Source organism: Chryseobacterium sp. JV274 (genome assembly GCF_903969135.1).
GTDB lineage: Bacteria > Bacteroidota > Bacteroidia > Flavobacteriales > Weeksellaceae > Chryseobacterium.
On record NZ_LR824569.1, the window covers coordinates 1,020,359 to 1,045,508 of the forward strand.

28 protein-coding genes are annotated in these 25,150 nt (G+C 37.0%); 10 read left to right on the plus strand and 18 right to left on the minus strand.

Annotated elements, in window-relative coordinates; genetic code table 11:
- Positions 1 to 63 precede the first annotated feature (63 nt).
- The 12 genes from CHRYMOREF3P_RS04825 to tpx all read right to left on the minus strand — a co-directional run bounded on the left by CHRYMOREF3P_RS04825 (position 64) and on the right by tpx (position 8,489).
- Entirely contained in the window at positions 64 to 525 is a 462-nt protein-coding gene (locus tag CHRYMOREF3P_RS04825; protein ID WP_180563983.1) for a hypothetical protein, read from the minus strand.
- A 35-nt stretch (positions 526 to 560) separates the two neighbouring features.
- On the minus strand, positions 561 to 971 hold the full coding sequence (locus tag CHRYMOREF3P_RS04830) for a VOC family protein (protein WP_077416499.1): 411 nt from the start codon (positions 969 to 971) through the stop codon (positions 561 to 563).
- 96 nt (positions 972 to 1,067) lie between these two features.
- Positions 1,068 to 1,475: a VOC family protein gene (locus tag CHRYMOREF3P_RS04835; RefSeq protein WP_077416497.1), complete on the minus strand. Its 408-nt coding sequence runs from the start codon at positions 1,473 to 1,475 to the stop codon at positions 1,068 to 1,070.
- Between the two features lie 77 nt (positions 1,476 to 1,552).
- Positions 1,553 to 2,143, minus strand: a complete 591-nt coding sequence (locus CHRYMOREF3P_RS04840) for a Crp/Fnr family transcriptional regulator (protein WP_077416495.1) — start codon at positions 2,141 to 2,143, stop codon at positions 1,553 to 1,555.
- A 270-nt stretch (positions 2,144 to 2,413) separates the two neighbouring features.
- Positions 2,414 to 3,625 (minus strand): DUF763 domain-containing protein, encoded by a 1,212-nt coding sequence (locus CHRYMOREF3P_RS04845; protein WP_180563984.1) that lies wholly within the window; start codon positions 3,623 to 3,625, stop codon positions 2,414 to 2,416.
- A gap of 78 nt (positions 3,626 to 3,703) precedes the next feature.
- Positions 3,704 to 4,834 (minus strand): FAD-dependent oxidoreductase, encoded by a 1,131-nt coding sequence (locus CHRYMOREF3P_RS04850; RefSeq protein ID WP_180563985.1) that lies wholly within the window; start codon positions 4,832 to 4,834, stop codon positions 3,704 to 3,706.
- A 48-nt stretch (positions 4,835 to 4,882) separates the two neighbouring features.
- Positions 4,883 to 5,716, minus strand: a complete 834-nt coding sequence (locus tag CHRYMOREF3P_RS04855; protein WP_180563986.1) for a helix-turn-helix domain-containing protein — start codon at positions 5,714 to 5,716, stop codon at positions 4,883 to 4,885.
- Positions 5,717 to 5,723: 7 nt separating this feature from the next.
- Positions 5,724 to 6,128, minus strand: a complete 405-nt coding sequence (locus CHRYMOREF3P_RS04860; RefSeq protein WP_180563987.1) for a glyoxalase superfamily protein — start codon at positions 6,126 to 6,128, stop codon at positions 5,724 to 5,726.
- 9 nt (positions 6,129 to 6,137) lie between these two features.
- Entirely contained in the window at positions 6,138 to 6,485 is a 348-nt protein-coding gene (locus tag CHRYMOREF3P_RS04865) for a VOC family protein (RefSeq protein ID WP_180563988.1), read from the minus strand.
- 86 nt (positions 6,486 to 6,571) lie between these two features.
- Positions 6,572 to 7,261 carry an alpha/beta hydrolase gene (locus CHRYMOREF3P_RS04870; protein ID WP_077416484.1) on the minus strand — a complete coding sequence of 230 codons (690 nt, stop codon included), beginning with the start codon at positions 7,259 to 7,261 and terminating at the stop codon, positions 6,572 to 6,574.
- Positions 7,262 to 7,328: 67 nt separating this feature from the next.
- A complete protein-coding gene (locus tag CHRYMOREF3P_RS04875; protein ID WP_077416483.1) occupies positions 7,329 to 7,904 on the minus strand; it encodes a Crp/Fnr family transcriptional regulator in 576 nt (191 codons plus the stop codon).
- 84 nt (positions 7,905 to 7,988) lie between these two features.
- A complete protein-coding gene (gene tpx, locus CHRYMOREF3P_RS04880) occupies positions 7,989 to 8,489 on the minus strand; it encodes a thiol peroxidase (protein WP_077416481.1) in 501 nt (166 codons plus the stop codon).
- A 357-nt stretch (positions 8,490 to 8,846) separates the two neighbouring features.
- On the opposite strand from tpx, the gene CHRYMOREF3P_RS04885 reads away from it, so the two are divergent.
- On the plus strand, positions 8,847 to 11,066 hold the full coding sequence (locus CHRYMOREF3P_RS04885; protein WP_180563989.1) for an NADP-dependent isocitrate dehydrogenase: 2,220 nt from the start codon (positions 8,847 to 8,849) through the stop codon (positions 11,064 to 11,066).
- A 235-nt stretch (positions 11,067 to 11,301) separates the two neighbouring features.
- On the opposite strand, the gene CHRYMOREF3P_RS04890 is transcribed toward CHRYMOREF3P_RS04885, so the two are convergent.
- Positions 11,302 to 11,637, minus strand: coding sequence for a winged helix-turn-helix transcriptional regulator (locus tag CHRYMOREF3P_RS04890; RefSeq protein WP_180563990.1), 336 nt, complete (start codon positions 11,635 to 11,637; stop codon positions 11,302 to 11,304).
- Between the two features lie 100 nt (positions 11,638 to 11,737).
- Here CHRYMOREF3P_RS04890 and CHRYMOREF3P_RS04895 point away from each other — a divergent pair, with 100 nt between their 5' ends.
- The 7 genes from CHRYMOREF3P_RS04895 (at position 11,738) to CHRYMOREF3P_RS04925 (ending at position 17,475) form a co-directional block, all read left to right on the plus strand.
- A complete protein-coding gene (locus tag CHRYMOREF3P_RS04895) occupies positions 11,738 to 12,484 on the plus strand; it encodes an SDR family oxidoreductase (RefSeq protein WP_180563991.1) in 747 nt (248 codons plus the stop codon).
- 171 nt (positions 12,485 to 12,655) lie between these two features.
- Complete coding sequence (locus CHRYMOREF3P_RS04900; RefSeq protein WP_180563992.1) at positions 12,656 to 13,636, plus strand: heme-binding domain-containing protein; 981 nt, start codon at positions 12,656 to 12,658, stop codon at positions 13,634 to 13,636.
- Positions 13,633 to 14,076 (plus strand): hypothetical protein, encoded by a 444-nt coding sequence (locus CHRYMOREF3P_RS04905; protein WP_180563993.1) that lies wholly within the window; start codon positions 13,633 to 13,635, stop codon positions 14,074 to 14,076. Before CHRYMOREF3P_RS04900 ends, CHRYMOREF3P_RS04905 begins: the two co-directional genes overlap by 4 nt.
- A gap of 75 nt (positions 14,077 to 14,151) precedes the next feature.
- Positions 14,152 to 15,165, plus strand: coding sequence for a sensor histidine kinase (locus CHRYMOREF3P_RS04910; RefSeq protein ID WP_077416474.1), 1,014 nt, complete (start codon positions 14,152 to 14,154; stop codon positions 15,163 to 15,165).
- Entirely contained in the window at positions 15,146 to 15,910 is a 765-nt protein-coding gene (locus CHRYMOREF3P_RS04915) for a LytR/AlgR family response regulator transcription factor (protein WP_077416472.1), read from the plus strand. The genes CHRYMOREF3P_RS04910 and CHRYMOREF3P_RS04915 overlap by 20 nt, the downstream gene beginning before the upstream one ends.
- A 353-nt stretch (positions 15,911 to 16,263) precedes the next feature.
- On the plus strand, positions 16,264 to 17,037 hold the full coding sequence (locus CHRYMOREF3P_RS04920; protein ID WP_180563994.1) for a DUF1223 domain-containing protein: 774 nt from the start codon (positions 16,264 to 16,266) through the stop codon (positions 17,035 to 17,037).
- 45 nt (positions 17,038 to 17,082) lie between these two features.
- A complete protein-coding gene (locus CHRYMOREF3P_RS04925) occupies positions 17,083 to 17,475 on the plus strand; it encodes a DoxX family protein (protein WP_077416468.1) in 393 nt (130 codons plus the stop codon).
- 330 nt (positions 17,476 to 17,805) lie between these two features.
- Here CHRYMOREF3P_RS04925 and CHRYMOREF3P_RS04930 read toward each other — a convergent pair whose 3' ends face one another.
- The 4 genes from CHRYMOREF3P_RS04930 to CHRYMOREF3P_RS04945 all read right to left on the minus strand — a co-directional run bounded on the left by CHRYMOREF3P_RS04930 (position 17,806) and on the right by CHRYMOREF3P_RS04945 (position 21,474).
- Complete coding sequence (locus CHRYMOREF3P_RS04930; protein WP_180563995.1) at positions 17,806 to 18,798, minus strand: MBL fold metallo-hydrolase; 993 nt, start codon at positions 18,796 to 18,798, stop codon at positions 17,806 to 17,808.
- 97 nt (positions 18,799 to 18,895) lie between these two features.
- Complete coding sequence (locus tag CHRYMOREF3P_RS04935) at positions 18,896 to 19,897, minus strand: aldo/keto reductase (RefSeq protein ID WP_077416464.1); 1,002 nt, start codon at positions 19,895 to 19,897, stop codon at positions 18,896 to 18,898.
- 86 nt (positions 19,898 to 19,983) lie between these two features.
- Positions 19,984 to 20,889, minus strand: coding sequence for a helix-turn-helix domain-containing protein (locus CHRYMOREF3P_RS04940; RefSeq protein WP_077416462.1), 906 nt, complete (start codon positions 20,887 to 20,889; stop codon positions 19,984 to 19,986).
- Positions 20,890 to 21,006: 117 nt separating this feature from the next.
- Positions 21,007 to 21,474, minus strand: coding sequence for a hypothetical protein (locus CHRYMOREF3P_RS04945; RefSeq protein ID WP_180563996.1), 468 nt, complete (start codon positions 21,472 to 21,474; stop codon positions 21,007 to 21,009).
- A 560-nt stretch (positions 21,475 to 22,034) separates the two neighbouring features.
- Between CHRYMOREF3P_RS04945 and CHRYMOREF3P_RS04950 the strand changes: the two genes are divergently transcribed.
- Positions 22,035 to 22,322, plus strand: coding sequence for a GNAT family N-acetyltransferase (locus CHRYMOREF3P_RS04950; protein ID WP_047385514.1), 288 nt, complete (start codon positions 22,035 to 22,037; stop codon positions 22,320 to 22,322).
- On the opposite strand, the gene CHRYMOREF3P_RS04955 is transcribed toward CHRYMOREF3P_RS04950, so the two are convergent.
- Entirely contained in the window at positions 22,323 to 23,420 is a 1,098-nt protein-coding gene (locus tag CHRYMOREF3P_RS04955; protein ID WP_180563997.1) for an MBL fold metallo-hydrolase, read from the minus strand.
- 315 nt (positions 23,421 to 23,735) lie between these two features.
- Here CHRYMOREF3P_RS04955 and CHRYMOREF3P_RS04960 point away from each other — a divergent pair, with 315 nt between their 5' ends.
- Entirely contained in the window at positions 23,736 to 25,130 is a 1,395-nt protein-coding gene (locus CHRYMOREF3P_RS04960) for a S41 family peptidase (RefSeq protein ID WP_228408792.1), read from the plus strand.
- Positions 25,131 to 25,150 lie beyond the last annotated feature (20 nt).

Below are 25,150 nucleotides of genomic sequence, written 5' to 3' on the forward strand. Positions count from 1 at the left end.
ACTTCTAAAAATAGCATGGAAAAATTTGACAGTTCATTTGTCATTCCGAGCAAAGCAAGGAATTTATTTTATAGCGCCCGGTTTTCCTAAAATTCTGCGGAGATAACCCAGTTGTCCGCTGTGGTAAATCTCATGAAGGCTTAGCGTTGAAATATCATTAACCATTTCAGGTTTAAAGCTCGTAAGAGTACCGAGTTTTGTTTCCAGCCTTTCCTGAGATTGTTTCAAATAGGATTTTAAATCTTCAAAGCGGACCAATTCATCTTTCCGTTCCAAAGGAATTTCCCCTCTGTTATAGCAGGAAAACTTTTCACTGTCCCAAACGGATTCTTCGCCTAGAATATTTAGAAATGGATTTCTGATATGGATTAAATGCCCCAGAATCCAATTCATACAATTGGCTTCACCATTAGGAAAAATCATAGATTCTTCATGGGTAATGCTGTCAATATTCAAAGAAATCACCTGATAGTTGCTTACAACCTGATTCTTTATTAATTCTATATCGTTTGATATTGCTTCCATTAGATATGTATTTAATTAATAAGTGAATGATAATGTTATTCTGCAGGCATCTGAGATACATCTCCATGCATTACTTCCCACTGATGGCCATTGATATCAGCAAAACTGCTTTGATACATCCATCCGTAATCTACAGGCTCACCATATTTTGAGCCTCCGTTTCCAATGGCTGTTTTTACCATTTGATCTACTTCTTCCCGGCTGTTCACCCCAATGGCAAGAAGTACCTGTGTGGTATCTCCTTTAGCAAAAGGCCTGTTGGTAAAGGTTTGGAAAAATTCCTCTTTCAGAAACATCGTGTAAATATGATCTTTCTTCATTACTACACATATTGCCTTATCGTTTGAAAACTGTTCATTGATAGAAAAGCCAAGATCTGTCCAGAATTCTCTGGTTTTTTGTACGTCTTTTACGGGTAAATTGACGTAAATATCATTAATATTCATTTTGTAAATTTTAGTGGTGATTGTAGTTCAAAATTACCAGGATACGGTAAGAATGTGCTTGTCATAGGACAAGATTTAATTTTTATTTGGATTTAATTATTCTGTTGGCATTTGAGATAGATCGGCAAAAGTGATATTCCAGCCGTGCCCGTCCAGATCCCAGAAAGAATTCTGATACATCCATCCGTAATCCTGAGGTTCTTCATGCTGCCACGCTCCATTGTCTACAGCGGTATTCACTACTTTATCTACTTCTTCACGGCTGTTCAGCCCTACTGCTACAAGAACCTGACTGGTATTCTCTTTGGCAACAGGTTTATTGGTGAAGGTCATGAAATAATCCTCCTGCAGAAACATCACATAGATGGTATCATTCAACACAACACAGGTTGCTTTATCATCAGAGAATTGTTCATTAATCGAAAAACCTACCTTGGTCCAGAATTCTTTTGTTTTCTGTACATCTTTTACAGGAAGGTTCACATAAATTTGATTGACTTTCATTTTTTGTAATTTTAGTGTTAATTTGTAATCCAAAATTACCAAGGTGCAATGAAAATCAACTTGTCATAAGGCAAGATTTAATTTTTCTTAGGATGGGAAACTATTTCTTTACGAATACGGCTTAAGGAGGTGTCTGTAACTCCCAGATAGGAAGCAATCTGCTTCAATGGCGCAAATTGTATGACTTTAGATTTTTGTTCCAGCAGATTAAGGTATCTTCTGGTTGCTGAGAGCGTGAACATTTCTACGGACCGCTGTTTGTAGGCAAAAAGCTCCTGAGACATCCATGATCTTCCCCATTCCCTGAGATTTGGGATTTTATGGAACAATTCCTGAAACGTATCATAATCCAGCCTCCAGCATTCACAATCTGTAATACAAACGATATTTTCCTGAGACGGAACTCGCTGAAACATTGACAAAACTTCAATAATCACTTCATTCTCTACGAAAAAATGAGTGGTTACTTCATTTCCGTTGAAATCATTAACATAGGAACGCGCCAATCCGTTTTCAAGAATATAATATTCATTGGCTGTTTTTCCTTCTTCAAGAATGAAATCACCTTTCTGGAAAGATGTTTTTTCATGAGCCTGAAATATTTCAGCAAGCTCTTCAGGGAAGAAGAAGGGAAAATCATAGCAGGTTTCTAAAGCCTTATTGGTCATTGGTGTCAATTTTTTAAGTCTTTAAAAGTAAAATTTTTAATTGAATTAAGAGCAAAAAACATTAAACAAAGAACTCAGCACTTTTATAAAATGACACATACTACACTGAAATGAAAGAGATTTACAGACTGATATTTTTTAAACAACTATTTAAAAAATACTATTTTACCACCCCGGCAAAAATTCTTTGAATTTTTGCCACCCCTCCAAAGGATGGGAATAACTATTTGCCGATGATAGTAATTGTAGATTTTTTACAGGAGATATTTTTTAAAATAGAGAAAGTTGTATGGATTTTGGAGTGCTGGGTTTCTGAGCATCTCCAAATACGGTTTTTCCGCCAAAGCGCCAGGAGTTTTGTCTTTCTTCTTCAATGACCTGCTGGATATCAAAATCCGGAGTGAAGTCCTTTTCTGCTTCGGCAACGATCTGGTGAAGTTTATTTAAAGAGTTTAGCTTATCAGAATTTCCCAGTTTGGACTTTTCTATTCCTCTTCTGAGAATGCTGATACTTTCATCATAGGTATTGACAGGCACAGGGAAAGGATGTCCGTCTTTACCCCCATGAGCAAAGGAAAACCTTGCCGGATCGGCAAATCTTGACGGTGCCCCATGAATTACTTCACTTACCAAAGCCAATGACTGCATGGTTCTTGGTCCTACTCCTTCCAGCAGCAGCAAATCTTCAAAATTCTGTGGCTGCTGTTCCCGGGTAACATATAAAAGAGCTCCCAGGCGTTTCAGATCCACATCGGAAGCCTGAACGTCATGATGGGCAGGAAGAATCAATCTTGCAAAATCTTTCATCACTTCTGCGGAATCGGTATGGGAAATATCTAAAATTCCTTTTCTATTCTCTGCAGCTTCAGTATCGGTAAGGTTAAGAATCTTTCCTCTTGAAATTCCGTTGATTCCTGTGTGAGGCTGCTCTACAAATGAAGTGATGTTTTCGGAATGCCAGTGATATCGTCTTGCTGTTCCATCCGATTCATGCATTCCCTGCTGAATAACACTCCAGTTTCCGTTATCTGAAAGAATGAAATTGTGCAAATACAACTGATACCCATCCTGAATGGCCGTATTATCTACTTTCGCAGAAAGTTTGCTGGCTCTTACCAAATCTGTTCCGTTAAGTCCGGTTTTATCTGCAATTCTGATTAACTCTGAAGGCGTTTCTCTGGAAAGCTTTCCTTTTCCACCACAGATATAAAGTCCCAGCGATTGCGAATTGGGATTAATGGAACGTTTCAGCGCTCCCATGACAGAAGTGGTAATGCCTGAAGAATGCCAGTCCATTCCCATTACCGCTCCAAAACTCTGAAACCAGAAAGGATCTGCCAATCGACGCAATACCTCATCTTTACCGTAATCCATGAGAATGACTTCAATAATGGAAAGTCCCAGCACAGACATACGTTCATACAGCCATGACGGTACTTTGCCATAGTGAAGAGGTAAATCTGCTGTTCCGGAACGTTTCATTATATTTTTAAAAATGTAAAGTTAAGTTTTATTCCCCTTATTATTTAATGATCCGGATCATTAATTCTACTATTACAATTATTGGATAAGGCTTGTAAAAGAAAAACCGGGATCACGCATTTCCAGTTCATTTTTACTGGATTCCTCCTGTGCTTCTTTAGCGTAGATAAACATTTTTTGTTCGTAAGCATCAATAGCTTCCTCTATGCTTTGATAGTTTCCTTCTATTAGATATTCTGATAAAATTAAAGCATCCATCAGCCCGCTATTTACTCCCTGTCCTGCAAAAGGCGGCATCAGATGAGCAGCATCACCAATAAGTGTTACAGGCAAAGAGCGGTTGTCTTTCCAGGGTTGGTCTAATGGGATCTTCCTTGTTGGCAGCCCTACAAAAAAGGAGGTTGATAGGAATAACTGCTGGTACAGTTCATTCCATGCAGAGAATCTTTTGGCGAGAAACTGACGAACCTGTTCTGTATTCTGAAAGTCCAGGGTACAGCCATCTTTCCATTCTTCGGGCTTTTTGAATATGACTCCATAAGTCAAAGCTCCATTATTAAAAGGATTAGCTACCAATAAATTGCCTTCAAAAGCAGCCATTGGTCTTTTTCCGTCACACCATTCGAAAAATTCAGGACAAGTTTTTTCAGGCTGAGGGACATCTCCCTGGATAATAAAAGTTCCGGTTTCTTCCACTTCCGTATCTGTCACATATTTTCTTACTCTGGACATTCCACCGTTGGCACCGATGACAAGATTGGCAGTTACATCGGGTTTGTCTTTAAAGTGAAGCAACCATTTGCCGTTATTTTCTTCCATTCCTGTAAAGTTCATATCCCAGATTACCGTATCATCTGCCAGACTATCCAATAATATTTCTCTTAAATGATTTCTGTTGATTTCCGGGTTGTCATATTGATTTTCAGGGGTGATTTCTTTCGTAAAAAGTATATTGCAGTGTTCATCAGAAACTTTGATTCCCATAGGCAGCGCCATCTCATAATATTTATCCAACAATCCAGCCTTTTTCATAGCTTTCTGTCCTGATTCTTTATGAAGATCCAATGTGCCGCCCCAAACTCTTGTCTGTGCATTGACATCTCTTTCATAGACTTTTACTTCAACACCTTTTTGCTGTAATAAAACGGCCATGGTTAAACCTACAGGCCCAGCGCCAATAATTGCTGCTTTTTTATGATTCAGTACCATAATTTTTAATGTATTTATTATAGTACAAAATTCCGGAATGCAATGGTATCACGCTTGTACAAATGCGACAAAATCATTGCTTAAGATTTGTTTTCTTTTTCTGGCTTCCCGTGCCAAAGCAGCAGGTGTTATACCACTGTACCGTTTAAATTCTCTGCTTAAATGTGATTGGTCTGTATATCCAAATTCCTGTGCGAGTGCAGCAATTGAAGCTTCCGGAGCGTGCCACAAACGGTTTCTTATCTGTTCAAAACGCATAATTCCGGATATATCCTTTACGGTATGACCGGAAGACTGCTTAAATTTTCTTTCCAGCGTACGGACTGTTGTATGGGCTGAATTTGCCACCTGATTGACAGGGATCGCTCCATTATTTTTTCTCATGGCAGCACCTGCTTTGAAGAGCAGACTGTCTATTGTAATCTGTGAATGTAATTTCAGAAAATATTGTTCTACCTGAGAGACAGCTTCCTCTATTTTCCTCTGATTGATGAGATCATTCAATATAGTTTGAAGCTGTACAACGGGATGTTCAAATGTATGGACTCCGTTTTCAGTTTTTTCTGATGACAGTCCCAACAAATCAAAAACAGCCCATGGAAAACACCTGATCCCGATAATTTCCAGTTGGTTTTGAGCATGAAAAAGAGCAGGCTGATTGAGCAGTCCCATAATGAACGGAGAAGGTAAATCCTGTAAAATTCCCTGATGGGTAATACTGCATCCACTTCCAAAATGAAAGATGATCTCGGCATAACCATCCGGCATCACCGTAAATCCAGACTGTTGTTCACCATAGTCTCTTCTGTTATACCAAAAACATTTAATGGTATCCCTAAGTTCTTCCGGAACTGCAAACTCCTGATGTATATTTGAAAACATTGCTTTATTAATCGTGAGAATACAGTTTCAGATCTTTATGTTTTGCTTCATCATATTCTTCTTCAAAGGTAATTTTATTTCCAAAAGGGTCAATTACAGTAAACGATACGGATCCGTAAAACGTTTTTTCAAGTCCGGGACGGTTATATTTATATTTTTTGTCAATAAGTTCTTTATGATATTCCGGAACGCCTTCACCCCAGACCGCAATCCTTGTTCCGGGCGTTCCATCTCCGTGATGTTCACTTAAATGGAAAATGATATTTTCTCTTTTCACTTCCATATAAACGGGAGTATTTTCATCAAAATAATGTTCCCAGACGATCACGAATCCCAGCCAGTCTACATAAAATTCTTTTGTTTTCTGATAGTCAAAGATTCTTAGTATAGGAATAATACGTTCTGCTTTCATTGTATGTTTTTATTGGTGAGACAAGATATTGATCATTTTCTGAAATGGATCTTTAACGAAAAATCTGCGGACTCCCCAGTCTTCATCGGTTAGATGATAAGTAATTTCAAAACCGGCATTTTTCATTTTGTCATAGATTTCATCTACATTATCTACTTCAATGGAAAGATCGGGAACTTCTGTATTGTTTCCTCCCTGTTCGGCAAAACTGATCTGAATTTTTGCTTCTTCATCGTTTCCCAATGTTTTAATCCAGCCATGATCCATCAGAACATCCAGTTCCAGAATATCCTGATAAAACTGATTGGCTTTGGAAAGATCATCCGTTTTGATATTGGCTACAATTCTTTTTACCATTTTGCACTAGTTTTTCATTAAAAAAAGCCTTGTGAAATTACATAAAATTTCACAAGGCTTAATAAATTATTGTATTGTATCTTGTATTAAATGGAAGCTGCCGCTTCTAAAATCAACTGGGTAACTTCTTCAGGATGTGATGCCAATGAAGCATGTCCTGCATCCAGAGAGATTATTTTTTTAGGTTCAAGACGCTCTGCCATTTCTTTTTCAGTTTCTGCAGGGATCATACGGTCCTGCAATGAGATCTGATACCAACTTGGGCGTGTTTTCCATGCCGGTTCGCCCGCAACATCACCAAAACACTGACCATGAATAGGTTTTTGCGATAATGACATAACCAGTGCTTTTTCATCATCTAAATCCTGGCAGAAAGCAGATTTAAATTCATTGTATTTAATCCATAAAAAACCTTTGTTATCAGGATAAATGCTTGCTCCACCCGGTGATTCTCTTCTTCCTAACAGAGATCCCAAACTATCTCCGGCATCAGGTGCAAAAGCAGCAATATAAACCAATCCGGCTACTTTATCATGGTGCCCGGCTCCTGAAATAACGGCTCCTCCATAAGAATGTCCAACTAAAAGCACTTTCCCTTCCTGGGCATCAATAAGGTCTTTTGTCTTATTAATATCATCCTGCAGCGACGTTAATGGGTTCTGAACACTTCTTACTTTATATCCTGCTTTTGTCAACGAAGGAATCACGTATTGCCAGTGTGATCCGTCTCCCCATGCTCCGTGTACCAAAATAATGGTTAAATCTTTTTGTTCCATAATGATTGTGTTAAAATTTGATAATGGTAAAGCTACGGTATAAAATGTCGGTGGAAGTTAACTTAAGTTAATTTACAATACGGCTTCTTATACGGCTGAGTGACTGTTCTGTTATACCAAGGTAACTGGCAATATATTTCTGAGCGATTTTCTGAAAAAGAGCAGGTTGTTTTTTTACAAGATTAAGGTATCTGTTTTCAGGGGAAAAACACAGCAGGTCGTCGATCCGTTTCTTGGCATCCAGATAAATCTTTTCACTCATCATTCTCCCAAACTGCTGCCAATAGGCTTCTTTTTTATATAGATTCTGCAGATGATCTTTACTCAACAATAATATTTCACAGTTTTCCAGCGCCTGAATATTCATATTGGAGACTGTATCACAAAGTATGCTTTCATAATCGGTAAAAAATTCATTTTCAAAATAGAATCCAAAATTGATTTCACGTCCCTGATCATTGATATAGAAAGACCTGATGGTTCCTTTTTTGATAAAGCCCAGATATTTGCATTTTTCTCCCTGCTTCAGAAAAAAGTCAGATTTTAAAAGTACTGTATCATGAAGTAAAGCGTAGAATTCTTTAAAATGATCTGAATCTACCTGAAAAAGTTCTCCGTATTTCTTGTAATGGTCTTGCATCATTTGGTGTTGTTGATTAGATTTTACATTCAAAAAAAGCCTTGCAAAAATTACATTCACAAGGCTTTTCTACAAAAATTATTTCTATTATTTCAATGCTGCAAGAGCTGCATCGTAATTAGGTTCGTCAGCAATTTCCGGAACCTGTTCCGTATATACTACTTTGTTGTTTTCGTCTGTAACGATCACGGCACGACTCAATAACCCTTTCAAAGGAGAATCTGCGATTGTCACTTCATAATCATCTCCAAAGCTGCTTCTGAAATCTGAAAGTGTTTCAACATTATTCAACCCTTCAGCGGCACAGAATCTTCCTAAAGCGAATGGAAGGTCTTTTGAAACATTGATGATTACTGTATTGTCAAGTTTTGAAGCCTCTTCATTGAATTTTCTTGAAGAAGCAGCACAAGTAGGCGTATCAATACTTGGGAAAATATTGAATACTTTTTTCTTTCCTGCAAAAGTTTCAAGCGTTTTTACCGCTAACCCTGAATCTACCAATGCAAAATCTTTTACTGTGGTTCCTACAGATGGTAATGCTCCTATTGTGTGTACTTCGTTTCCTTTTAAAGTGATTGTCGTGGACATAATTTTATTTTTTTAGTTTTTCAAATTTAATCAAAAAAGAAAATTTTTCCCGACTTATTATGGTTAAATTAATCTTAAAGTGAAAATAAAACTTTTTCACCTGCTCATCGGTTTTCAAACAAAATTACTTACACACCTGCGCTCCTAAAAAAATTAAGCTTCAGACTGCAAAAGTTCAATACCTGAAATAATAGAATTATTTTTAGAATTAATGGCAGCACATCCGGAAGCAATACAATTGCACAGATATAAAATTAAAGATATAAAAGCCACTTTTTTATGGAAATATCCTAAATAAAACAATGATATTTACTAAATTTGTGGGACTTAAAATTTCAAATAAAAAATAACAGTATAATGTCAGAAAAATCAAAAATCTATTACACACTTACTGATGAAGCTCCAATGCTTGCTACTCACTCGTTTTTACCCATTGTAAAAGCTTTCACAAAATCAGCAGATATCGAAATCTCGGTTCCGGATATTTCTTTGTCAGGAAGAATTCTTGCCAACTTCCCTGAGTTTTTAAAAGACGACCAGAAAATAGGTGATGCTTTGGCTGAACTAGGCCAACTGGCAACTCAACCTGACGCTAATATCATTAAGCTACCTAACATTTCTGCTTCTGTACCTCAACTGGATGCAGCAATCGCTGAACTACAAGGTAAAGGTTTCGCCGTTCCAAACTATCCTGCAGAACCTAAAAATGATGATGAAAAAGCAATCAAAGCTAAATATGCTAAAGTATTAGGAAGTGCTGTAAACCCCGTATTAAGAGAAGGAAACTCTGACAGACGTGCTCCAAAAGCTGTTAAAAACTATGCAAAAGCAAACCCTCACAGAATGGGTGACTGGGCATCTGACAGCAAAACTGACGTAGCTCACATGAACAATGGTGATTTCTACGGTACAGAAACTTCTACAACATTAGAAAACGCTACAAAATACAAAATCGTATTCAAAGGAAACGACGGTTCTGAGTCTGTATTAAAAGATTTTGCAGGTCTTCAGGCTGGTGAAGTAATTGATTCTTCTGTAATGAACTTAAATGCATTAAAGGCATTTGTTCAGGAAGCGATTGAGGAAGCTAAGAAAAAAAATGTACTTCTTTCTGCCCACCTTAAAGCTACGATGATGAAAATCTCTGATCCTATCATTTTCGGGGCTATCGTTGAGACGTTCTTCAAAGAAGTATTTATTAAATATGCTGAGACTTTCAAGTCTTTAGACATCAATCCAAATAACGGTCTTGCTGATCTTTTTGATAAAATCAAAGGAAATGCTCAGGAAGCTGATATCAAAGCTGATATTGAAAAAGCTCTTGCTGCAGGACCTAGAGTGGCAATGGTAAATTCTGACAAAGGAATTACGAATTTCCACGTACCTTCTGATATCATTGTTGATGCCTCTATGGCTGCTCTTGTAAGAGGCGGAGGTAAAATGTGGAACAAAGAAGGAAACGAAGAAGATACAGTGTGTATCATTCCGGACCGTTCTTACGCTGGTTTCTATCAGTCTGTAATTGACGATATGAAAGCGCACGGAAAATTAGACCCTACAACAATGGGATCTGTTCCAAACGTAGGTTTAATGGCTCAAAAAGCTGAAGAATATGGTTCTCACGATAAAACTTTCCAATTAACTGCTGACGGAACTGTAGAAGTTCAGGATGAAGCTGGAAACGTTCTTCTTTCTCAAAAAGTAGAAAAAGATGATATCTTCAGAATGTGTCAGACAAAAGATGCTCCTATCCAGGACTGGGTAAAATTAGCGGTAAACAGATCAAGATTATCTGATACTCCGGCTATCTTCTGGTTAGACAAAGGAAGAGCTCACGATAGAGAAATCATCAAAAAAGTAGAGAAATATCTTGCTGATCATGATACAACAGGTCTTGACATCAGAATTCTTGATGTAAAAGATGCCATGACTGAAACGCTGAAGAGAGCAAGAGAAGGTAAAGACACTATTTCTGTTTCCGGAAACGTATTAAGAGATTATTTAACTGACCTTTTCCCTATCCTTGAGCTTGGTACTTCTGCAAAAATGCTTTCTATCGTTCCATTGATGAACGGTGGTGGTTTATTTGAAACAGGCGCCGGAGGTTCTGCTCCGAAACACGTTGAGCAATTCTTAGAAGAAGGATACTTAAGATGGGATTCTCTAGGTGAATTCTTAGCACTTCAGGCTTCTTTAGAGCACCTGGCACAAACTCAGGGAAATACAAAATCTCAGGTTTTAGCTGATGCATTGGATGAAGCTAATGCTAAGTTCTTAGCTACAGATAAATCTCCTGCAAGAAAAGTAGGTCAGATCGACAACAGAGGTTCTCACTTCTATTTAGCAATGTACTGGGCTGAAGCGTTGGCTAACCAGACTGCTGATGCTGAATTGGCAGCTAAGTTTGCTCCTGTTGCACAGGTAATGCAGGAAAACGAAGAGGTAATCAATGCAGAATTAATAGGTGCTCAGGGTAAACCTCAGAACATTGAAGGATACTACAAAACTGATACGTATAAAACATATGCAGCAATGAGACCTAGTACAGTTTTAAATGAAATTATTGACGGAATCTAATTTTTCGTTTTGATATAGATAAAAAGCTCCTTTTTTTAAAGGGGCTTTTTTTTGTGGAAGGATTATTACTATTCGCAATTTAAAACCACCCCGTCAAAAATTCTTTGAATTTTCGCCACCCCTCCGAAGGAGGGGAATAATAAACACGTACTTACTCATCAAGGTAAACATCGGCAACTCCTTAATCCCTAATCCCTACAACCTATCACCTGCAACCTAATATCTGCCATCTCACCTACCTATCCTCCACAATCACTCTCCTATGCTCTCTGCCCCAATTGATCATTTCCTGGATGATATTTCCAAAGGTTCTGCAGTATGCTGTGGGTTCATATTCTATTAAAACGGGAGTTTCCGGGTAAACGGTACGTTTTAACAGTTTATTCATTTCCATATCTTTCAGTTCTTTTGAAAGCATTCTGGTGGTAATTCCGGGAATACTCCTTTCAATTTCCCTGAAACGTCTGTTCCCGTTACAAAGTGAATTGATCACAGGAATTCGCCATTTCCCTCCGATAAAATAAAGGGTATCCTGTAAAGCTCTAAGTTCTTCTGTCTGATCTCTTTCCATAGCTGCAAAGTTAAGTGATATCATGAATGATACTGGTATACTCTGTGATACTGATTACAAAAGTATACCATTTTGAAATAACTTTGTCAAAAATTTTACAATGAAAAAATTAAGCAATAAACTGGCTATCGTAACAGGAGGAAACAGCGGAATAGGATTCGCTGCCGCAAAAGAACTTATTTCAGAAGGAGCAACGGTTATTATCACAGGAAGACGAAAGGAAGCTGTAGAAAAAGCCGCTCAGGAACTTGGAGCCATCCCTTTCATCGCAGATCAGGCAAACCTTAATGATATTGATCTTTTAAAGGAAGAAGTAGAGAAACAGTTCGGGAAAATAGATATCCTGTTTATTAACGCAGGAATTACAGGAAGCCTGACTCCAATTGAGAATATGGATGTCGAAAATTTTGATCAGGTGATGAACATCAATTTCAGGGGTGCATATTTTACATTAAGCAAATTCATTCCTTTATTGAATGACGGCGCTTCTGTCATATTTTTATCATCTATTGTGGCTTCTACTTATAAACCCAACAGTTCAGCGTATCAGGCAAGTAAAGCCGCATTGAACTCGATTGCAAAAACGGCAGCGGCAGAATTAGCTCCAAGAAAAATCAGGGTGAATATGATAAGCCCCGGTCCTATAAAAACCGAGATTATGAGCAAAGCCGGTCTTGATGAAGAAACTTTAAAAAATATTCAAAATCATCTCATAGACCAGATTCCATTGAAGAAAATGGGAGCCGCTGAAGAAGTTGCCAAACTGGTTACCTATTTGTCAGATGATCAGATTTCAAGTTACGTCACCGGAACCGAAATTGTGATAGACGGCGGTATTACTTTATAAATAATAGATTTAATCAAATCCTGGTAACATAATTACCGGGATTTTTCTTGTATATTTTCGGGACTTAAAATTCTGTATTCACCTTTTGATTTGTCCGGTTAAGCCTGTTTTCCGTTTCGCGGCATATACCATCCATTTACTTTTGATCCAGAAATAAAAACAATACTCATTATGGATACCGTAAAGAAAAAAAGAAATCCCATTGCTATCGTATTTCTGGCTATACTAGGAATCTTCGGAGGGTTGCAGCTATTCAGCAACCCCCTGGAAGGAAAACCTGTTACAGGAAAAATTGAAGCACCAAGGGAAGTGATCAGTATTCTTGAAAACTCATGCTTTAGTTGTCATTCCAATCAGCAAAACCTCAGCTGGTATGATAAAATTGCCCCTGTTTCCTGGGCTGTGAATAAAGACATCAGGAGAGCCCGGGAAGTCCTGAATTTTTCAGAATGGGAAAAACTATCTCCTGCTGAACATCAGGGAAATATGTATGCAATTCTTAATATGATGCAAAGCGGAAAAATGCCTCTTCATGAATACACTCTTCTGCATCCATCTGCTAAGATTACCCCAAAAGATATTGAAATCATTAAAAAATATACACTTTCATTATCTTCAGTAAATCCGGCAGCACAACATAAGAATAAACCTCAACCCTCTTCCACTACCTTTGTTTCAGCTCCCACAAATTTTCCGGTTTCACCCAATGGAGTTCAGTACACTCCTGATTTTAAAAACTGGAAAGTGATCAGTATGAGTACGCTGTTTGACAAATCCATCCGTGTCATCTACGGAAATGATATTGCTGTAAAAGCTGTAGAAACAGAAAACTTTCATCCATGGCCAGACGGAAGTATTGTCGTAAAATCCGTATGGAAACAGGAAGAACTTTCTAACGGGGAAATCAGACCTGGAAAATTTATCAATGCTCAGTTTATGGTAAAAGATTCCCATCAATATAAAGATACTGAAGGCTGGGGGTTTGCAAAATTCTCCGGAGATGATCTTCATCCTACAGGAAAAACTGCATCTTTTGCTAAAGAATCATGCCTCGCCTGCCACAGACAGCTCGCAGAAAAAACAGGCTATCTTTTTGATGTTCCGATGAAAGTAAATACACAAAGATTAATCCAAAATTTACAAAAAAAATGAAAAATACCATCCTGATTTTACTGGTGAGCCTTGTTGCTCTTACCTCTTGCAGCAAAGAAAATAACGATAAAGATAATGGGCTTTCGAGAATTGTTTTTGACCCGGGAAATTTAAAATTTATCTCCAATTCTTTGAATCCTAAGAAAGAAACGATGTCCGCTTTATACGGCAATGAAAAAGCTTTGGAATCTTTATCGAAAGAAAGCCAGACACCGGAAGTTGGTGCTGTTATGAAACTGGTGACCTGGAAATATCACGACAACCCTCAATATATTGGCGGTACCATCACAGGTGAATTGGTAAGTATCGAAACAGTTCAGACCGATCAGTCGGGAAATATTTCTTATGCCGTTAAAGATGATCTTACAGAAAGCAGTTCTCCTGATAAAGAAGAAAGAATAAAGTACTTCATGAGCTACCGTCCTGTTAGCAGACCATAACAGATGTCCCTCACTATTTATCATAATATTTTCAATAAAAAGCATTAATTTAACCTTTTCAAATCAGCAGATTTCATGCAACAGCAAAAAATAAAAATTTCACAAGCCATTATCTGGATAAGTTCTATTTTTCTGGGTATTTTATCTTCTGTTCCTCAGCTTGCTTCTCATGAATTCAACTGGAAAGAAGCGATAGTCAACTCAGCTATTACCGCAGCATTTTCCATCATCATGTGGTATGCCAACATTTATATGTTAAATCGTACCGCAAAACGGAGACAGCAGATTTCCTACTCAAGATTGATGGTCGTACTGGCTTTCGGGATGATAATTATGTTTGGACTTGCCTGGATTCAGCAGCTTATTTTATCTCATATCAATTTCGGCCCGGTAATGCTAATGGTTGAAGTAAGAGGAATTTTAATCAATCTGGTATGTTATATGTTTTTGACACTGCTTCAGAATAACTATACAGGCCAGCAGATACAGCTTGAACTGGAGAAGGTAAAAAGTGACAATTTAGGAGCTCAGTATGAATTATTAAAACAACAGATCAACCCGCATTTTCTTTTCAACAGTTTGAATACATTAAAATTAATGGCAGAAACACATGACGAAGAAACGGTTGACTTCATTGTAAAACTTTCTGATTTTTACCGATTTACACTTGAAAGCAGAAAACTGGACCTGATCAGTGTTCAGGAAGAAATGAAAATAGTAGACGCTTATCTTTTTCTTCAAAAAGCACGTTTTGGTGAAGGAATTAAGTTTACCAACGATCTCGTAAAAGAAACTGACCCAACCCTTATTCCTCCTTTTACGCTTCAGCTTTTGGTAGAGAACTGCATCAAGCACAATATTGTTTCGCAAAGTAAACCTCTGCACATTAAAATATATACCGCTGATGATCAAATTGTGATTGAGAATCCTATACAGCGAAAGATGAATACTGAAGATTCTCTGGGAGTGGGACTTGATAATATTAAAATGCGTTACAAACACTTACTGGAAAAGGAAATTACGATTAACTCAGACGAAAAAAACTTTCAGATAAAACTACCATTAATTCATGAATATCATCATTATTGAAGACGAATTCAGGGCTGCAAAATCCCTTCAGAATTTAATTTCAGATTTAAAACCGGATTCTAAGATACTGGGGATTTACGACAGTATCGAAACAAGTATTGAAGGCTTGAAAGACGTGAAACCCGATCTCATTTTTATGGACATCCAGCTTTCGGACGGACTTTCATTTGAGATTTTCAAATCAGTGGACATTACATGCCCGGTGGTTTTCTGTACAGCCTTTGATCAGTATATGCTGGATGCTTTTAAGAGTAAAGGCGTTGATTATGTTTTAAAACCATTTTCTAAAGAAGATATTGCTGAAGCTCTGAGAAAGGTTGACGAATTAAAAAAATTCTTTCAGAAGAATGACCTTCCTGACCTGGAACTGTTGATACAAAAAATCAACCAGCCTGCTTCTGCCGGGAAGAGTAATTTTCTGGTATTTAAAAATCAAAAATATACAACGATTCCTACGGAAGACATTGCCTATTTTTATATCCATAATGAAATAACCCATCTGGTAACCTTCGGCAAAGAGCAGTTTTCCCTTAGTCAGCCTTTGGGACAAGTTGCGGAACAGGTCTCTGATAAACAATTCTTCAGGGTTAACAGACAATATTTGGTTAATTTCAAAGCTATTAAAGAGATGGAACATTATTTTCAACGTAAAATACTGGTGAAACTTACTGTTGAAACACCTGAAAAACTTCTTATTAATAAAGAAAAGACTCATAGTTTCTTTACCTGGCTGGAAGATAGATAGAGGAGTTGAAAGGCTGAAAGTGAAAGGCTGGAAGCTGGAAGTACTTGCAGTCATTCTAAGAAATAGAACTCTTTTGAAATACATTATAACCCTGATTGATATGATCAGGGTTTTCTTTTTTATTCTTTATTTGGTTGTATCAATTTCTTAAGCTTCTTCCTGCTTATATCTAAAAAAAATAAAACGCTATTCCTTTTCACACCCCAAAAACTTCCAGCCTCCCACTTCCAGCTTCCAGCCTTAAAATCCTTCCCCTCACAATTTCCTGATTCACCTTTTAATTTGTCCGGTTAAACCTTTTTTGTATTCTTCTGCCTTCCCAGAGTATCTACTTTTGAATCAAATTAAAAGACATGATACTAAAAAACTTAATCACAGTAAGTGCTTTCACTGCGTTATTATTTGCTACTTCAGCATTTATTTATCAGGATAAACCAGAAAAGACAGCACAACATCCAACCACAGAAAATGGTTTTGCTGTTTTGGAACTCTTCACGTCAGAAGGCTGCTCCAGCTGTCCTCCGGCAGATGAACTAATGGGCAAAATCGGGAAGGAATATAAAGATGAGCCCGTTTATCTACTCTCCTACCATGTGGATTACTGGAACCGTCTTGGATGGAAAGACCGATTCAGTACTGCAGATAACTCCCAACGACAACAGCAATACAGCCGTATCTTAAATTCACAGGTTTATACGCCTCAGTTGGTTGTCAATGGAAAAACAGAATTTGTAGGATCTGATGAAAACAATATTAAAAACGCAATCCGGGAAGCTCTATTTAATTCTAAAAAAACAAATATAGCATTAACGGCAAACGTTTCTCAAAAGGGCATCAATGTAGAATATAAAACATCGGGCACCGATCCTAAAAATACACTTCTCATTAATCTGGTTGAAAAACATTCTTCTACTCAGGTAGGAAAAGGTGAAAATGAGGGCCGCCATCTGCACCATTGGCAGATTGTTCACAAGCAAAATCAAATCTCATTGAATAAACAAATGGAAGGAACAACAACATTTCAGCTTCCGAATGGTTTTTCTGCTGAAAACTGGGAAGTCATAGCTTTTATTCAAAACCAAAAAACAGGAGAAATATCAGGGTCTGCAAAAACACCTTTCAAATAACTTTTACACAACACAGTAATAATAACAACTAAAAATAATACTACAATGAAAACAAAAACAACAAAAATCATCTATTGGGCGGGCGCTATTTTTATGTCATTATGGTTCGGAGCCAGCGGTTTCTTTGAACTTACAAAAAATCCTGTCGTTTGGGATATCACCCAACAGCTTGGCTATCCATCTCATTTTATTTATATACTGGGGGTTTTCAAAATTTCGGGGGTTCTTGTTCTTCTCCTTCCCAACAGATTACTGAGGTTGAAAGAATGGGTATTTGCAGGAATGTTTTTTGATATTATTTTTGCTTTCTTCTCAAAAATTGCGGTACTTGGTTTTCCAGCTACAATAGACGCAATAGTCGCTTTCTCTGTCCTTACGATGACTTACCTGATGTTCAGAAAGATGTATTCTCCAGAGCTGGTATTTGGAGAGGCGTAATTACAATAAAACTCTAATTTTTTCTTATGTTGAAACAGATCCTCTCGTTGCCGGGAGGATCTGTTATATCAAGTCGATGATTAATATGTTTTGGCTAAAGCCAAATGCATAAATATTTATTGAAAAAGCGGACTAAAGTCCGCTGTTATTGATTGAATTATGCGCATGATTAATCATTCCGTTTAGCTAACCACCCCTTCAAAAATTCTTTGAATTTTTGCCACCCCTCCGGAGGAGAGGAATGCTAAGCACCTCATTACTATTGATTAAGATAACCCGTTTCTATTTACCTCCCCTAGTCCCCGCAACCTATTATCTATTACCTGCAACCTAATTCATAAAACTTTCCGGAAACCATTCAAATGCACCGGATTTTGTTTTTGTAAAGCCCAGACCCGGCCATGGCAAATGATAAGCAAACGCTCTTACTTTGGTATCTGCCAGCTGTTGAAGAAGCTTTTTTCTTGAAGCGCTAGCAATATCCAGATCAGTATCTCCAAAGTAGCCCCACTCAGGATGTGGAAAAAGGATTACATCGGAATGAATCAAATCTGCAATGTAGATCAGCTTTTCATTCCCTGAAGAAATGGTTGTCACTGTTAAACCCGGAGTATGACCGGGAGCGAGCTGAAAACTGAAATAGTCATAAAGCGGATTATTAAGGTCATAAAACTTCAGTTTCGGCTGAATCGTTTTCAGAATATTTTGAACAGCAGGAATAATCTGATTAAGTAATTCAGGCTGCTCTTTCAAAGCACTATTATTAAAATCTTTGATAGTGGCTTTCATCCAAAAATCATGTTCAATTTTTGAAATAAAAATATTGGCGTTCGGAAAAACGAGGTTCTGCTTTTTGTCAACTACGCCACCAATATGATCAGGGTGGGCATGAGAGATAAAAACATCGGTAATATCTTTTGGTGAAAAGCCGGCTTTTTGGAGACTTTTTAATAAGAATCCGGTTCTTTCATCAGCAAAAATACCCATTCCGGTATCTAAGAGGATAAGTTTATTCTTTGTTTTAACCAATAGAATATTCATGGCCATATCAATATAATTGTCCGGTCTGAAATTATTTTTAAGGATTGATTTCAGCTCAGCAACAGTTCCTCTGGGAGCAAATGCATTGAGATTTTCTTCATGAATATATCCGTCTGTAAGAACAAAAAGTTCCAGTTCTCCAAGCTTCAGTTTTTTAAAGCCGGAAAGATCATCACCTGTTTTTTCAGGGATTTTCGGAGTTTCTGCCAGTACACTGGAAAAAGGAATCATGCTGAATGTTCCCGCCAATAATCCATTCTTTAATAGTTCTCTTCTGTTCATAACTTAGTTTTTTTCATTATTTATACATTCTCATTGAGAATAATAACAAAAAACTGAGCTCCCATCATCAGCAGGAACTCAGTTTTTATAATAGTTTTTAGTTGTTCACCAGTTTCATTGAACCTTCAGTGTATCTTTCCCCTACATTCGGGTATTTTTTCAGAATGGCTTCAATAGTATCCAGATCTGATTGGGAAAGGTCTATATTGACGGCTGCAATATTTTCTTCCAGGTATTTAATTCGTTTGGTACCCGGAATCGGGATGATGTCGTCTCCCTGATTCAATACCCAGGCCAGGGCGAGCTGGGTTCCTTTTACCCCTTTGGAAGCGGCAAAATCATTAATCTCATTGGCCAGTTTGGTATTATTTTCAAGATACTCCTGCTGATAGCGTGGTAAAGATTTTCTAAAGTCATCATCACCCAGGTTCTGTACGTCATAAATATTGGTAAAAAGACCTCTTGCCAAAGGCGAATAAGGCACTAAAGAAATTCCCAGTTCTCTGATGGTTGGTAAAATTTCTTTTTCAACATCTTTTGTAAGGATGGAATATTCTGACTGTAATGCTGCAATCGGGTGAATTTTATTTGCTTTTCTGATAGATTCTGCTGAAGCTTCAGATAATCCGATGTATTTCACTTTTCCTGCTTTTACCAGCTCTGCCATTGCCCCTACTGTTTCCTCTACCGGAACATTAGGATCCACTCTGTGAGCGTAATACAAATCAATAGTGTCTATTTTTAATCTTTGAAGGCTTAGATCTACTGCTTTTCTAATCCATTCCGGAGAACCGTCAAAATAAGTTCCCGGAGCTCCGCTGTGGCTGGCTTTACCGTCTTTAAACCTGAATCCGAATTTGGTTGCAATAAAGATCTTATCTCTGTTCGGAACCAATACCTTAGAGATCAGTTTTTCGTTTTCCCCATTGGCATACATATCTGCTGTATCCCAGAAGTTTACACCCAAATCCAAAGCTTTGTGTAAGGTATTGATACTTTCCTGTTCATCCGTAGGACCATAGGCAAAGCTCATTCCCATACATCCTAAACCAATTGCTGATAACTGTTCGTCTGTGTTTCCTAATTTTTTAAATTTCATGATAGGTATGATTTAATTTTATAAGACAAAATTAGAACATGAAAAGGCCAATCCCGATATAGAATTCAAACTAAGAATTATAAAATTCAAACAATGTCCATTCTTAGGGCATTAGGAGTAATTCCGGTTTGTTTTTTAAAGTAATTGGTAAAATAAGCGGGTTCTTCAAAACCTAATCCGTAGGCGATTTCAGCTACATTCCAGTCTGTATGTTTCAGTAAAGCATTGGCTTCCTGAATAATCCTTCCGGTAATCTGCTGACTGGTTGTTTTCCCTGTGATTTCTTTTACAGAACGGTTTAAGGAATTCACATGTATAGAAAGACTCTGAGCATAATCGTTGGGGGTTTTTAATTTTAAAAAGGCTTCAGGACTGTCGATCGGAAATTGTCTCTCCAGAAGTTCCATAAATAAGGAAGCAACCCGCTGTGAGGCATTCTGATAGGGTTCAAAACTTTCTGCCGGCTGCATTCTCATGGTTTCATGAATCATCAGATGAAGGTAAGCTCTCAGCATATCATATTTGTGAATATAATCCGACTGAATCTCCGTCATCATTTTCGTATAAATATCAGAAAGTATCCTCTGCTGTTCTTCATCCACAAAGAAAACCGGAGTTCCTCCAATCTTGAAAAGCGGAGAATCCTGCAGGTTTCCCATACGGCTTCCGTTATGCAAAAACTGATCGGTAAACAGACAAAACCAGCCTTTCTGATCTTCATCATCTGCTTCCCAGGAATAAGGAATAATAGGATTTGAAAACAATAAAGCAGGCCGGTCTACTTTAATCCATTTATCTGCATAATGGAGTTTTCCTTTTCCTATGATCAGTGAAATCTTATAATAATCTCTCCTGCTGTAGGGAGTCAACGGAGAACAGTATTCCCGTGAAAATACATTGAAGTGCCCCATTCTGCTGACTCCAATACACTGTGATGCCAGATTGGGAGCATTCCTTTCATAAAAACCTTTGATTGATTCGTGTGATTCCATTAATCAAAATTATAAAATTCAAACAAATTAATCAATAAAAACAATTCTGTTTGAAAAAATAAAATGACTGACAAAGATGCCAGCCATTTGAAAGTGAATATATAGTTGATAATAATTTTAATCCCAATCGTCGTCGTCATGACCATGACCACGGCCGTGATGTTTAGACTGTTTTTTATAGTATTTCTCCTGATTTTTATAATATTTCTCCTGTTGTTTACGATATTTTTTATAATCGTTTTTATTTCTGCCATAAACAATCACAGGATTTTGACCTCTGTAATATTTCTTTTTAAAAATGATATATTTTTCTCTACCCAGAATTCTTTCCAACTCCGAATAACGGTCGTTTCTCCATCTTCCCGGCTCTACCACATACACTCTGTTCCACGTGTTGTAATCACGATATCGGTCATTGAGTACATAAATCTGGTTTGCCTGTGTTGTAGACAGTAACAGATCGGCAACAACTCTTTGCCAGTTAACATCCGAAATACTCCTTCTGTAATCGTTATAGTAATCTGACTGGGCATAGCTCAAGCTAAATGTTCCAACCAAAAATACTGTTATAAGTAACTTTTTCATTTCATTCCCCTTTTAAATTAAACATAATGGCATAGTCAATTAAAGTGCCAAATCTCAATTGTAAATACTAATATTTGTTAAGAAAAATCATAAACAACTGATTATCTTTGAAATATTTTATACATTTTAATGAAATTATTACCTATTAATCATCCTGAAATGATAATCAGAATACAATTTTATTAAACAAAGGATTTTAGTAAACAAATGACAATCAGCACATTGGAATTAAATTTTGAATTTTAAAGAATAAATATTGTAAGTTTGGGCTAAAGCCAATGGATGGATCATTTATTGTAGAATGGGTTAAAACCCACCTCTATTGAATTTTAGCGACAACATCTTTTATCTTTTATCTTTTATCTTTTATCTTTTATCTTTTATCTTTTATCTTTTATCTTTTATCTTTTATCTTTTATCTTTTAATCATTATGTTATAAATTTCGTTAAGATTTCTGAAAACTATTATTTCATATTATTTAATTTCGTAATTTTAGTGGAGAGAATGTTTTTTGGGAAATTCTCCAAATTATTTTTTATCAACCAAATCTTACATTATCATGGAAAATATAAAGTTTCAGGTATCACCATATCAGGATGAATTGCAGCTACTTATTGATGGAAAAAAGGCAGGTTATATGTCCATAGAAGTTGATGGAAGACTGCTTATTGTGTATTATACGAAACTTGATGAAGAGCGTGAGGGTAAAGGATACGCCAAACTGTTACTGGATGAGCTGGTACGCTACGCAGAGGAAAAAGATTTGCTTGTAGACCCGGAATGTGATTTTGTGCGACAACAGTTTGAAAACCACCCTGTAAGATATAAAGATATCTGGCATGCCTGATCAATCTTCCCACCAGGCTGTAAATTGCTGTTCATGCTGATTCAGATCTACTACCTCTCCAATCATCGGAGTGAGGATATTCAATCCTTTTTCTTTTCCAAGAGCAGTTATCTTTTGTAAAGGTTCATTCCATGGGTGAAGCGCGAGTGCAAATTTTGCTGCATGAACAGGGATGATACGCTCGGCTTTAAGATCAATACCAGCCTGAATAACATCTTCCGGCAGCGTATGAATATACCTCCATGCTTCTCCATACTGTCCGTTCTCAAGAATAGCATAATCAAAAGGCCCGTATTGTTCGCCGATAGTTTTAAAATGGCTATCATATCCACTGTCTCCACCTAAGAAAATTTTCTTTGTTGGTGTTATCAAAACATAGGAACTCCATAGCGTATCATTCTGTCTGATTCTTCTGCCTGAAAAATGTCTGGCGGGAGTAAAGACAATCTTTATATTATTCTTCAACCTCACTTCAGTTCCCCATTCTTCTTCAATAAGCGAATTTTCAGCATAACCCCATCTTTCTAAATGTGCTCCCACTCCCAAAGGCAAAATAGCCATTTCCGTTCTGTCTTTGATCGATTTTACAGTCGGGTAATCCAGATGGTCAAAATGATCGTGGGTTATTACCAGATAATCAATATTGGGAATATCTCCAGGTTTAAAGATGTCTGATCCTTTGAATGCTTTGTTAAAATATTTAAAAGGTGAACCATATAAACTCAACACAGGATCAATCAGGAAGGAAATACCATCGGTCTGTAGATAATAAGATGAATGCCCCAACCAGATAAATATATCCTGATTTTTGTCTCTGTTTTTTAAATCGGTATGAAGGGATTGAATTTCTTTAAAAGGTTTCAAGAGCGGATCTTTTTTTCCTAAAAAGAAATCGTAAGTCACTTTCGACATTTTGTAGCCTTCTGTAATAGATGGGGTATGGCTAATATTCTGAAACTGTCTTTTTTTATAGAGTTTTGACTGTTTTATACGCTTCAGCCGCTTTCCTTTTGGCACCCCGCCAAACGCCTTCATATTGATCACTATAAAAAAGGTAACTGTCAGAACAGCCACTGTCGTAATAATCCAATAAATCATCTATAGAAAATAAATATCAAATGTATTGACTTTTGCCTTTAAATGAAAATTTATTCAGTTTTAGTACATTTTTTAACTAAATTTATCATGTATTTTGGAAAATTTATTATTCATTTAAGTCATGATTAAATTTAAACTTTCTATTTTAGCATCCTAAAAAACTCAGATCTATTGAAAAATTATTCGGTAATATTTCTTCTCGCAATACTTTCGTCTTGTGCCTCTATAAAAAAACACAACGAACAGCGGGCCTCATGTATTCCACCGGAGCAACTCAAAGAGGATGTGGACTTTGCTTATTCAAAATTACAGCAAATGCATCCTCAATTATACTGGTATATTCCCAAGAAGGAATTGGATCATAAATTTGATAGTCTTAAACAGACTCTCACCGAATCTCTTACTCCTCTTCAGTTTTATTTTAAACTTCAGCCTGTCATTGCGGGAATCCGGGAAGGGCATCTTTCATTGAGAATTCCCAGAAAAAAGTTTAACAAAAGAGAATTTAAAAGACTGGAACATCAGAAAGGAATGTTCAGCCGTCTCGAATATTATATATCAGGCGATCAGATGTATATTATTCAAAACAGAGATTCTATTGAGCATATACAACCCGGAACTGAAATTTTATCAATTAATAATGTTCCTGTATCAGATTATATAAAGAAGTATAGAAGTCTGATCAGCAGTGATGGTGATAATACAACTTTCCACCCCTATTTTTTAAAAGACCTTTTCTTTAATTTTTATACTGCAGAGAACGGTTTGGGGAGTAAAGCAACTCTTGAAACACTTTATCAGGGAGAAAAACGAACGTATACTTTAAGCAGAGAAATAAAATCTGATTCCGATCTTGAAAAGGATAAGGAAATGAAGAAAAAGACGCTTGAAAAGAAACTGAACGATTATGTAGTTTCAAGTAATTCTTATAACAGAAGTTTTAAATTCCTGGATAAAGACAGCACTATCGCTTATATAAAGGTACAGAGTTTCTCCCGAGATTATTCTGATGAATTTTATAAAAAAACCTTTGCCAAGATCAATGAGGCCAAAGCTCCCTACCTCATCATAGATGTCCGAAATAACTATGGAGGTTCTCTCTATGAGATCAATAACCTGTACTCCTATTTAGCGGATGCACCTTTTACCCTGATCAAACCTTCCCAGGTAACGTCAAGGGATACTCCACTGCGTACAAATTATTTCAGAAAAAGCAATGCTTTAGAATATGCTCTTAAAAGTATTGCCTATCCAAGTTATTTCTTCGCGCAGGCTTTCAGTACGTATAAAAAAGACGGAAAAGTTTTCTATAAAATGAAAGCTGATAAACCTACAAAACCTAATAAACAGGCTTTCCACGGAAAAGTTTTTGTATTGATCAACGGAGGAAGCTTCTCAGCATCTTCTATTATTACTGCCAAGCTTAAGAATGATAAAAGGGCAACTCTTGTAGGTGAAGAAACCGGTGGCGCTAACGATGGAACTGTTGCAGGTTTCTATTCTTATCAGAAACTTCCTAATTCTAAAATCAGGTTCCCAATCGGATTACTTCTGGTGCAGCCTAATATCAAATTCTCAGACTCTCGGAAAGGTGTTGTTCCCGATGTAGTAGTAACTGAAAGCATGCAGGATATTATTGACAAAAAAGATCCACAACTGGATTGGATAAAAAATGAAATTGCTAAGGAAAAAGACAATAAGGGACAATAATTTATAAAGGTTCGGCGGGC